The 11,896-nt window shown below is 51.7% G+C and carries 4 protein-coding genes and 1 pseudogene; all 5 read right to left on the bottom strand.

Annotated elements, in window-relative coordinates; genetic code table 11:
• Window positions 1-230: 230 nt before the first annotated feature.
• The gene (locus Q1K70_RS04870) at window positions 231-416 is read right to left on the bottom strand and encodes a DUF1508 domain-containing protein (RefSeq protein ID WP_300156443.1); all 186 of its coding nucleotides are present in this window, start codon (window positions 414-416) and stop codon (window positions 231-233) included.
• 438 nt (window positions 417-854) lie between these two features.
• Window positions 855-6,716, bottom strand: a complete 5,862-nt coding sequence (locus tag Q1K70_RS04865; RefSeq protein WP_300156441.1) for a DEAD/DEAH box helicase — start codon at window positions 6,714-6,716, stop codon at window positions 855-857.
• Window positions 6,709-10,173, bottom strand: coding sequence for a hypothetical protein (locus Q1K70_RS04860; RefSeq protein ID WP_300156439.1), 3,465 nt, complete (start codon window positions 10,171-10,173; stop codon window positions 6,709-6,711). Before Q1K70_RS04860 ends, Q1K70_RS04865 begins: the two co-directional genes overlap by 8 nt.
• 228 nt (window positions 10,174-10,401) lie before the next feature.
• Entirely contained in the window at window positions 10,402-11,580 is a 1,179-nt protein-coding gene (locus Q1K70_RS04855; RefSeq protein WP_300156437.1) for a tyrosine-type recombinase/integrase, read from the bottom strand.
• 129 nt (window positions 11,581-11,709) lie between these two features.
• A pseudogene (locus Q1K70_RS04850) lies at window positions 11,710-11,896 on the bottom strand (site-specific integrase); the annotation flags it as partial.

The raw sequence follows: 11,896 nt of genomic DNA, 5'->3' as shown, positions 1-11,896 counted from the left end.
CTGGGTCAGTCTTCGATGCCGGCGGTGGTGATTTCGAGCGGTAGTTTTCACCTCGGTCCAGGATTTCTTCAGCGGATGCGTCTGAAATGTCAAAAAGTGTTGGCGCTGGTGCTTTTTTTCAAAAGAAAAAGGGGTCACCGATTTCTCGGTAACCCCTTGGCATCCTCTTGGTGGAGCTGGAGGGAATCGAACCCACAACCTCTTGCACCATAGTTAAACAATAAAATACATTACGCTAAATTGCATGTACAGCCATTTCTCTTGGCATTTGCGATACAATCAGATTTGTTGGAATAGCTTTCCGCAGAAGCTCCGACGATCTTACCATTCGATGCGGTTCTTCTCCATCTCCACTTATCTCCTGCATCTTTATAAACTTCCCACTTGTCACCTTTCGAATCTGTGCACTGAGACATTCATGGCCTCCTTGTCACTAATTTAAAAACAGAAACCAGATAAAATTTATTAATAAGGAGATGTCAAGCGCAATATTATCGGACAATTTTTTTATCACCCAGCCAACGATTCGTGTTGGCGGTGCCACATTCTTCAAAGGAAAAAGGGGTCACCGATTTCTCGGTAACCCCTTGGCATGCTTCGTGGTGGAGCTGGAGGGAATCGAACCCACGACCTCTTGAATGCCATGCCAACAGCAGAAGGTAACATATTGAAATTTTTCAATATTTTTGATAAAATTTGGGGAAGCCACTGAGCTTTTGTTGGCTCCTGCCAACAGTCACCAGTAGGTCTGTGGCGCATCAGCCAACATACCGACAACGGACAGCCAAAGCGTCTGTGGCGCGATAGCCAAAGAACATTGTTAAGACGTAGCAGATCCCAAGGAATATATTGCGTTATTTTCCAGGGGTAGACGCGTAATGGAAAATCTTCGTTTCCTTTCCCTGGTCCATTAAGTTATCAATGCCACCGGTGAGATCATATATATGGCGGGTCGACATGCCATCTGCTCCAATGACCGTAAATATAACGCTTCTATCATGAAAGTTTCTGGCCTCCAAAAAAGGTATTACCCTGATGGCTAGATCTGAGCAAAGGCTGCCTAAGACCCTTTTGAGCTCAGTGTTGACCTTACTAGGAATCTCATAACTGCGAGCGTGCATATCTGTCTCACGGCAGTTTATTTTTACCTTCTTTACGCTAGCGGCCTTGCCTGTGACGAATGAGATGAAGTCCGCCAGGGTGCGTCGGTTGTATTGGCCAGCTCCACAATAGGGGTCCTTGATGACCATCTCTGAAATATAGGCGCCATCGATTGCCTTGAAGTAGCTTGCAAGGTTTCTCGGTTCGCCCGGCCTTAACTCCCAACGTCCTAGCCCCCCCCCTTCTCCCAGAAAATTCGACGGGTAGGGTTTGGCCTGTGAAATAAGCTTCGCCAACATATCCCCCCGCACCTTGTCCAAGACAAGTTGGTAGGCGGGCTCGGGCAGTAGGCGCTCAAGGATGGAGGGCACTGGATAGTCCGTATAAAGGGCAATCGCTCCCTCCCGTGGAGCGGTAAATATCCGCGGGAGTTGATCAACAGTCCCATCAATCCAGCTAATGGTGAGCCGCCCATCCATAACGTAGGGATGTAGATAACGATGGATCGACCGCTGGCCATAACCAAGCTTATGTGGGGCCGTTTCGAGAGACTCCGTCAAGTAGATACTAATCCGTGTTCCGCTGTTCAATCGCTCAAACAACCAAGACAAGGCCTCGCCTTGGTCATCTTCCTGGCCGGATAAAAGTCTTTTACCCACACAATGGATTTCTGGTGCGCCGCTCAAACGAGCTGATAGGCCAGCGTAACTCGGCTTTTCCCATGGTTGGGCACCGGCATTGACCAATGGATGGTCATGTTCTTGTGAGAGCATACCTCTCACCCAATCGAGGACTGGCAGTCGAGTGAATATTTCCCACACCCGCTGGTTTGAATAGTCACATAAGCAACTACGACAACCTCCGCTGCAACCATCAGGGCAGTCAAGTCTTTGCTCGGCAAACTCGAGAAGGCGACGAAGGGGCGTTTCGTTGAAGAGCCGAACCCCATATCCGGCTCCACCTGGAACCGCATCATAAAGGATGGCCTCGATGAAATCGCCGTTTAGCTTGTAAGTAGCTCGCAGATCCCCAGATCGCACGTCCAGCATTTCCGAAGCACTGAAACGAAGGGCCTCAACCAGGGTTCGAGCAAAAGATTCCACAAAATGTTCACTACTATTTCCATCGGTATTTACTGGTGGAGATGGAAGAGGTCGTGTGAATCGTAGTATCGTGACGTCCGTATGAAAGATATGAGCTAAATCCATAGGCCATGATAGTTTCTGGTTTTTGCAACGCTTGTCGCTAAGAAGCTCTGTGTGTTGTTGCACCTTAGACTCAAATTTCCTTGCAGGGAGCATGAAATTACAAAGCGGGCATTGATGATAACCTTGGCCGTAAGGGCCTCGATTAACTATAAACAGGGTGCCAATCGGCTCCTTCGCGTCCAGGGCGTGTCCCCTGAGTAGGGCTTTTGATATTTCTGGATGATCAGACCTCTGGTACTGGTCCTCTCTGGCCAGGGATATTAATCGCGCCTCATCAGCATACTGCCTAGAAATCCGCTGAACCGATGGATCATTGCCCTTGCGGGACTCGTACGAGGTCACAAAGCCCTGAGGCTCAATGAACTGTCGCCTGAACTGCAGCTTTTCATCACCACAGAATGAGCAAGAAGCCGGAAGGTCGCTTTTCTCCTCACCAACATGGACGTGTTGGCAAGTTTTGCAAATGGCATAGAACCTAATGGGCATAAACATCTTAGGATAATAGGCGAGTCCGGAACTTGTCCAGACACGTCCGTTGGCGACGACCTTCGAGCCTGGAGCGTACTCGCTAATACCAAGCATGGCATCGCGGTTGAGGACAACATCACTTGATTGGCCGAAGCCTCCCTGCTGCCCAATCTCCTTCACCACTTCCAGCGACAAGGTATGGACAGGGAAGCTGTAGGTCGGGATCATCCCCCGGGCCGAGAGTTGGTTGACCAAGAATTGCCCCATGTACTTCTTGCGTAACCTCTCCCAGTGAGCGGCCCGACCGGGATCGTCTGCCTTCATGTATTCTTCGCGCTTCTGGGTATAGATTGCCCACCGCTCCTTGATGGCGGTTACAAACTGCTCTATCTGGAGCGTGAAACCTCCTCCAAGCGCACCTCCAGTTAGGGCGATTCTGGCCTGCACCTGCTCAGGCAGAAGTTGGGCTAATGCTCCGGCCTCTTCTATCGCATGCTTTCCTTTTTCGCTTTCTAACCAGTGATAGAGGTCATCCAGGAAGTGACCGCACTCCTCCGATCCGAAGTCTTGACCCAAAAAATCGCCAAGACACGGTGCGTTTATATCCTTGTTTCGGATCTTCTCCTTGAGGAAATACGAAAGGATGATTGAATACTGATGACGCTGGAAGAGTTGTGCGTTTTCAAGATGAATCTTAGGGATAGGGGCTGGCTGAAATAGGTAGGATTTAAAATCACGAAACACGGATTGGTCGTACTGACAGTTACGAGCAACAGTGACACAAAAAGGGGCAGACTGAGCACGGCGACCTGCTCGACCAGTGCGCTGCTGATAGTTGCTGATGCCAGGTGGAATATTGAGGCAAACTACAGCCTCAAGCTCCCCCAGGTCGACACCCATTTCCATCGTGGTGGTGCAACTAAGAAGATTTATCGCACGTTCGCTAAATTCCTGCTCAATTTCTTGCCTGAGATCAGTTGACAAGGCTGCAGTATGTTCGCTTGCCCTGGAAGTTAAAGCCGTACCCTGGATGTAGCTTGAGATGTAATGGTTGTGCCTCTTCAACGCTTCTCGTGCTTCATCAGATAACTGTAGCAACTGACCATGGCAATTAAACGCAGCGCAGCGACCGTTAACGCAGTCGATCTGCATAATTCCACAAGATTGGCAGTAGTGTAGCGGGAAAGCCTCGCCGAAATTAAATTGCATAAGTTGAAGATCGATGCCAAACCCTGGCTTGAGGCTGACGAGGATTCGTTCATCAAGCATCGCAGCCCACATCTGGGCGAGAAAGTCCCTAGCCTTCTCCCATGGCAATTTGAGCTGCTCGACAAGATACCATGTTCTACGGTTATGTCGGTTCGACCGCTCCTGAGGTACCCAAGCGTGACTAATCTTATCATTGGCCTTCAGAAGTTCAAAGGATCTGTGCTGGCAATAAATTTCTCCCCAGATGGCGGGGTCACGCATATCTAAGTCGTATGGGTTCGAGATAGCCTTCTCCCTCCGAATGGTTTCCAGGAGGATGCTCACTAACGCCCTTGCTTGTCCTCGAATCCCTTCAGGCAAAAAGTCCTCGACCCTACGAATGAGGTGGTTGAAAGCCTTTGGCTTGTAGCTGACTTTGACGCAGCCCAAGGCCTCAAGGGAGTTCCTGCGCCCGCCCGGGGTACAGAATTCCGCAACAATAAGCCCACGGAGAATATCCTCTTGGCGCTCCCTGCTGGTAACCATCCTCCCGCTTGCATCGAGGATGACGGCCTGCCCTCGCTTTTGCCAGTATTTCAGTACATTATAAGCGAGGTCGAGAAGATTTAGAGGTTCGCCGCTGTCCCTTAGTGTCTGGTAGATCGCGGTGCGCAAGGCAAGGTCACCGCTCGTCCGCTGAAAGTAGGGGGCAAAATAAGCGGCGTCCTGGCGGCTATCGGAAAAGGCGAGTAGGTTGCGTCCCCGCATCGGTCGCGGCTCATCCAAGTCGAGGGCTTCGGGAACGGCTTCAATTACTTTTTGAACAACGACAGCTCCCATGGCCTCATTTCCTGGATGCATTCGGGTCAGGATTTCTGCGATACTGCCCGATGCCCGGCTGCCGCAGGCTGGGCACTTCGTAACATAATGTGTTTTTTCAATCTCGTTAGCTGTCGTTTCGAGCCGCTGGATGAGGACACTACAATCACTTCGTTTAGCCTGAATTTTCCCTGTCAACGGGTCGATTAGTAGCTGCTCCGCTTTGGTCTCCTCATCGACAGATTCATCCAATTCGTCCTTTGTTCTGTCTACAGGAGGACTCCCCAGCCAAAACACTTTTCGCATTGACCTGGAGCCACTCTCTTCAATTGTCCTTGGCGAGTTGAATATGAATTCGTCTACTTGGTATCCCTCAAAAAAAGGCTGACCACATCTACGACAAACACTAAGCGGGTAGTATGGCACTTTGTTTTCAGCAGTATATGTACGATGGGCCTTGATATCGCTCCAGCCTTCAGATGAAGAGCCATCGAGGCGCACACAGACACCCTCTATGCTATTTACTGCGATATGATATCGGCTTGGCAAAAGTGGGAACGACTCTGGAGCCTGCCTCGCCAACATACCCAGGTGCATGATAGCACTTAGGGCCCTGTGTCTAATTTCCGGTTGAATTTCTTCACCAAGCACATGTTTAGAAAGGATATCGAAATCTTGGATCGTGTCAGTATCGAGGGTAAAAGCGACCGACCGGACTTCGCTATTGCCCCTGAAGGTTTGCTCGAGAGCCTGAGGCAACGACAGATCTTCCTGTAGACGCAGTGCGGCAGGAAGTTCATCCAGAGCGTCGTTCCAGTCCTTCGGACTTGATTCTTCCCTCGTGGAGAGTTCGCGAAGGACATCTCCCACAATAATCCATTGGCCCGGCGTGAGGCTGAAGATATCAATTGCTTCATCACGAAGCCTCGCATGCGGTTGCCGCTTGCCTCGGATAACCCGATGCACCTCCTCGCCAAAAAGGCTGCCTGCGAACTGAAGGAGCTTCTCGTCGGCTCCCTCGCCCGCAGCAAGGCTCGCACTTGTCCCGAACACCTGGAGAGGCCGCTTAACGCCCAGCCTGTTCTTGAGCTTTCGCAGGAGAAAAGCGACCTCTGTCGCCTGGGCACCGGAGTATGTATGGATTTCATCAAGCACGATACAATCGAGGGCATCCTGAGCAAAGAGGGCCGCATTCCGTGGCAAGAGCAGGAGGTGCTCTAGCATTGCGTAATTTGTGATCAAAATCTTTGGCGGGGTTTGAAGCATTTCCTCCCTGGTCAGGAGCCAGTTTTGTGGGATCTTGTTGCCCAAGACCCGCATGAGCTTTACGTTCTCCTTAAGCCTTTGCTCCTCTTCGGACCTCAATGACTTCGCCTTAATTTGGGAGGTATAGCGGCCGAAGGTAATCCCCTGTGCAGCTAGGTGGACCCCAAAGAGGGGGGCAATCCGGTAGTAGAGCTGGTCGTTCGCCAGCGCGTTCATTGGGTAGATGAGAAGACACCGTACCCCGAGTCTCTCAGGGGCCTCATCTTTCAGGAGTTTCTGCGCTATGGGGTAAAGAAAGGTTTCGGTCTTACCGCTGCCCGTTCCAGTAGCCACAATAAGGCTCTGCTCTTCTCTGCAAGCATGGACCAATGCTTGCTCCTGGTGTAGATGCAGGCGCCTGTCGAGTAGATCCTGGGGGAGACTTAGAAAGGCCTTATGCAGAAAACCATCGTTTCCGTCGACGAGAGTCCGTAGCGAGCGGCCCTTTTCAAAGTCTGGCAGTCCCTCAACATACGGCCCCTTGACAAGCTTCTGCTCGTTAACGAGCTGAGAAAAGGCTTGTTCAAGGTCTGGATAGCGCCGACTGATCGGAAGAGTCGTCAGAATGTAACGACTGATTGTATCCCTGAGAGTCCTTACTAGCTCTATTGGATTGGTTTCACGCATGAAGTTTTCTCCCATCCACGTCGGCACAATAAATGAGCTCCCACAAAAGTAAATAAAACCCGAACAAGTCCTCTCCGATATATAGCATGAAACCCAATGCGTTTTTGAAATCCCCGAGGGTGAAATCGGTCTTTGCCAGTGTTTCTCGAGTAAAGGCCTCCAGGGCACCCGGCTGTCGGACTTCGAGCCTGCATACTCCGGCAAAGAGGCAGAGAAATCGAACCAGCCCCTGGAGATGCTCCTGCATGAGCTCCTCCTCGGAACCTTCGCGGAAGCAAGCCTCTTCCTGGAAAAGCCTCAAATCAAGCGACGCAGCTCCCACCTTGGTTGGAAGCCGACATGGGTCCGGAAGTTTTCCTGAGTCAGCCCTACTCCCAAGCTTAAGGGCGAGGCCTCGACGATGGTCGTTCCCGGCCAAGCTTCCCTTATATGCGTCCTTCAGTTGAGTGACCGAGTAACGGTAGTGCATGGCTCCCAGGTAATCCCCCCGCCCAGGGCTCCAGCTCTCATCCAGGAGTAGCCTCCACCGGTCGGACAAATCTGTCTGGGCGAGAGCATCACGGTACTTGGACGGGCTGAAACCCGACAGAACTGGGTGATAGGACGTGAATGCGACCATGGGAGCGATGTTGAAGACAGCGTTATTGGTGAGGTCATTAAGTTCGCCAAGTTCGCCCAGGCAAGAAAGACTGGCCAGGAATGTGCTTCCGTCTTCCTGAAGCCCGCGATAAGTTTCCCTCCCAACGCAAAAAATGCGTGGGTGGGCGACACCAATCTGGAGCATGGGAATCCAGCTTGCTGCTGCCCCATCCGAAGGTTTTGCTACGCTCAGGCGTAGGAGTTCGCGCGTTACCTGCCCCCGGCACTCCCTGAGTCGCGATAGAAGCTTCGACCAGATTCCCTCAAGTCTCGAAAGGCCGCTATCCCAACACTCAAGCGCGTAACACCAGAGTAGCGCCTGATGCACCCGCTCGAACGCCATTAGCGCCCCTCCTTCTCCTGCTTCCTCTAGAAAACTGTCCAGCAGGGTTTCGATACTTCCGAGTTCCTCCTCAAAAATGGTTAGGCTACCTGCGTATACATCATGTCGCGTGTTCGTTAGTCGTCCCCATCTGCCACTAATTTTTGCATCAAAGTAGATGAGCCAGATACCTTGGCTCCATCCGTCTGGAGAAATTGTAAGAATATACTTACCATCATCTTCTCTGAAGAAACTTACCTGCCCACCTGAAGGGAATTGCCCGTTTTGCTGAGGGACATCTTCCGCAAGCCAGATCTCTGTTGATGACTCTCCCCCATGCAGTAGTTCTGTTGCAACAATGCGGAGGGCCTCGACAGGAACAGTTACTAAAAAAGAGACCGAGAAAGTGCTGCCGAATACTCCACTCTTGATACCGAATGAGAAGACCTCGTGCGGAGAAACAAGGCTGAGCAACCGGTGGGTTTCCCCCGTGCTGTTAATGAAGAGCTCAAGCACGTTTTCACCGGGCCCTAGATATTCCAGGAGTGGGGCTAGGGGAATCCTGGTCGCTCCACAACGGTTGAAATCCACTTTCCTCTCAAACGAGCCAAAACGGACCACTGCTAGTTCTGGTGCGTAAATCTTTACTACATCCCGCGATGCAAGGCTGACCACAACCGCACTGCCCAGCCGTAAGGGGCGCTCCTCATAATTGCCTTCTAACGGCTTCTCAAGGAAGAGGAATACACCTGGGACAGCCCAGGTGAAAGAAAGTTTACGCGGACCGTCGCTGAACGACAGGCGGAAGAACCGATTTGACTCATTTCGGTAGGTAATTGTGCGCGTCGACTCATTTAGGGAGATATTATCGCTCTCCTCCTGGAGGAGGTTCGTCGGGAGCTTGCTGCAGGAGAACACCACACGTTTTTTTACGAAAGACAGCCCATTCCAGACGATGGCACTCCCCCGGATTAGGGTGCGCTGGCTGTCAGCACGCCTAATCTCAACGAGAAGTCGCGTTGCTCCCGGATTCCAGGTGGCCAAGGCAGAATCTAACTCGAAAATAATATCATCTCGCTCCATCTGCCCGATCGGGAGCACTACCTCTTGTCCAAGAGAGGCGGTTCGCAAGGAAACAATAAAGCCTGTTTCACATGCCTGGCGGATCTCTTCAGGAATATAGATGCGTAGGCTAAGCCCCCTGCTTACAAACAAATCGTTTCCACGAACAGCCCGCACTGAATCGCCGATCCACTCAAGCGAGGGTTCGTCGTCGGCCCTCAGGAGTACGCCGGCCGGCCCCCTGCGAAGCTCACACGATTGCCCTGGCCTAAGCGATATCTGCCAGAGATAGAGTGAGGGATCTTCTGAGAGCAACTGAACCCCTCCTTCGACACGCTCCGGTTCGAACCGGCAAAGGAGCGTGTACTCTCCAGGCTCCGTTGAGATCTCATCCTCGGCAAGGCTCGAACTTTTCAGGTAGCGGCCATCGGCAGGGCCGAAGAGGAGGAAGCGGTTGTCACGTTCGTCTTCCCAGAGCTGAAATCTCCATGATAAACTTTTGCCTACCTCCCTGACTACGACTTCCCGGGGCAGCGTACCTGCTAGTGGCACAAACCGCTCCTCCCTATGACCCGGGTAGTGCTGTTCCTGCTCGTCCACCGCAATTTCCCAGATTGTATCCCGACCGTGCGGGAGAAGGACTCCGATCTCAAAATCTCGTAGGATGATGCGAGGAATGGCTACTGACCGAACCGTTTCCTGCTTGGTACCATTTGCCCTGATCGTCTCAGCCATCTTCTGCTCAAGCGCAGTCGAGAACGATTCAGGCAAGGGAGGATGGGGGAAGAGACGCAAAAAAAGGCGGGAATAGTAGCCGTCCCTATCCAGCTCAACAGCCTGCTTGGCAACCTGGGGGAAAGAGGTGTTCAAACGCTGAAGGAGTCCCTGCTGCCAAACCCGTATCGACTCTGGATCGTTATCGTCGGGGATGCCAACGTCCTCAGCATAGCGCAGCATGTGGCCGGTGAGTCTTTCGACGTAGAGAAGTGGTAGTCCAGCCTGCCGAAGATACTCAGTCACCATCTGGTGGTGCTTGCAATTTGGGGGAGCGACAGAGAGGCCAAGGCTTAGACAAGCTTGCCTGAAAGCTTGCCAAAGTTTTTTTTTCTTGCATTCAGGCAATCTTGATAGCCCCAATGCCCTCGCAATATGAGAGTAGACTTCGAAGTAACCTGTGTTGCCGAAGCCTTCAGAGAGAAAGATAGTCAGATACGAAGCAAAGAGGGCCGGATGTATTTTTAGACCTTGGATTATTCGCTCGACCGGGACTCCATCATCTGCAAGAATTTTAACAATAAAACTGCGCGTCTTCAAACGAAAAGAATCAGCAAAGAGTCCAAGAAAAGGAGCTTCCCCAGTTTCGATCTTGCCTCTGAGGTCCTCTTCCCAAGCATGGAACATACTCGGCATGAAGGTCTCATTACCAGATCCCATGACGTTTGCCTTTTGTTAAAATATAGTAAATATTTCTGAGCGCGCTTGATGCATATGACTTGGCCTTCGTTAACCGCTATTGACGTTGGGAAAGCCATTTTCGACCGATTCCATTGTCACTATCAGAAACCATTCGGTCGAGTTTAACAATAAATGAGCTTTGCAACGGGATATTAATGATTAGCAAAAAAACGAGAGGCTCCGAAGAACCTCTCGCAAGTAATCGCATCAAACTCCAACAAGGCTGGGCAACTTCCCCACCGCCTTTTCCTTCTCGCCTTCCAGGTAGTGGTAGTAAACATCAGCGGTCATCTTCACCGTCGAGTGCCCCATCAGCTTCGAAACCGCCGCCAAATCTGCGCCATTGGCGAGCATGGTCGTGGCGAAAAGATGCCGCAGGTCGTACATCCGCACATCAACCGTAATTCCGGCTTTGGCGCATGCCTTATTGAATCCACCTCGAATCGTCTTCACCGGTTTGCCCGCATACTCAACGAGATATCCAGATTTAGATATTTCCCGCATCGCCCGCAAGCGTTCCAGGAAAGCCGCCGTCACCGGGACCGTCCGAAAGGTTTTCGTCTTGGTCGCGTAAATCCGCACTGTCCCAGCGTCAAAGTCAACGTGCTCCCACCTGAGCGCGAAGAGTTCCGAGGGTCCCGGGCGAGTCCCCAGGTTGAAGCAAGCCTCCATCGCCCAGCGAATATGCGGTTCAGCATGGTCCATAATCCGGCGGATGTCATCCACGGACACCTGGACATCCCGGGGACGCTCCTTCGCTTTCTTCCGACCCTTCATCGGGCTCTTGGAAATGAGTTCCATTTCCATCCCGAAGTTGAAGATCGCGTCCACGTAGTCACAGTACCGATTCACCGTGGTCTGGGACCGTGGCTTGCCAGTCTGTGGGCTGACCCCTTGCATCTGGCGGATGAACGGGACAATGTCCTTCAGGTATGTCATCCCGGCTACCGGGGCATCCTTGCCGAGGATGTCGAAGAACATGTGTTTGAGCAAGCTTTCAAGATTGGCAATGTGCTTCTCAGTCCGCCCCGACACTCGCAAGTGGTCCAGATACATCATCGAAAGCTGGCCAAAGGTAATTCCAGCCACAGGGGTAGACACGACAGGAGCTACTGACGGGGCCACCGCTGGTGGCGTCGTCACCTGGACGACTGGTTCAACAGCTGTCGCGGCGTTTTGGGCATTGAGGATCGTGCCAGTCACCGTTTCGATGACCGGTGCCACCTCAACAGGCATTACGCCCACAGCTTTCGCCTGTTGAATCGCAAAGTCGTAAGCCTCTGCCCGAAGGCGAGCATCGTCGCCCCGGCCAAAAGACTTATCACGACGTTTGCCGTTTTCATGCCAATAAACCATATAACGTCCATCACGTTGATAAATTCCCATAAAAACTCCATTATTGTTGCAGTTGACAAAGGACATAGACCCTGAACAGCAACGCTATTCAGGTCTTTGAAAAGCCATTTGAAAACGAGTGATTGAAGCAAAAGGGGCAGAACACCCCTTTTAGGAAAGTTAGATTGTATTCAGAAGAATTTCCTCTACTTCCTCCTCTTGCACCCCGAGATAGCGTCTTGTTATCGACGGACTACTGTGATTTAAACGTTTTGCCAGAACTTCCCAGCTGACACCAAATGTCTTACGTTGATGGTAGCACCACGTTTTTCGAAGCGAATGTGCTCCGAAGTTGCCGACGAGGTTG

It is taken from the genome of Solidesulfovibrio sp., from assembly GCF_029978005.1.
Lineage (GTDB): Bacteria > Desulfobacterota > Desulfovibrionia > Desulfovibrionales > Desulfovibrionaceae > Solidesulfovibrio.
This window is presented reverse-complemented; position numbering and strand designations above follow the sequence as displayed.

Bases quoted from the DNA above. Each gene is read 5' to 3' on its own strand.
- Q1K70_RS04860 (WP_300156439.1), bottom strand. From the start codon at position 10,173: ATGGGATCTGGTAATGAGACCTTCATGCCGAGTATGTTCCATGCTTGG.
- Q1K70_RS04870 (WP_300156443.1), bottom strand. From the start codon at position 416: ATGTCTCAGTGCACAGATTCGAAAGGTGACAAGTGGGAAGTTTATAAA.
- Q1K70_RS04865 (WP_300156441.1), bottom strand. From the start codon at position 6,716: ATGCGTGAAACCAATCCAATAGAGCTAGTAAGGACTCTCAGGGATACA.
- Q1K70_RS04855 (WP_300156437.1), bottom strand. From the start codon at position 11,580: ATGGGAATTTATCAACGTGATGGACGTTATATGGTTTATTGGCATGAA.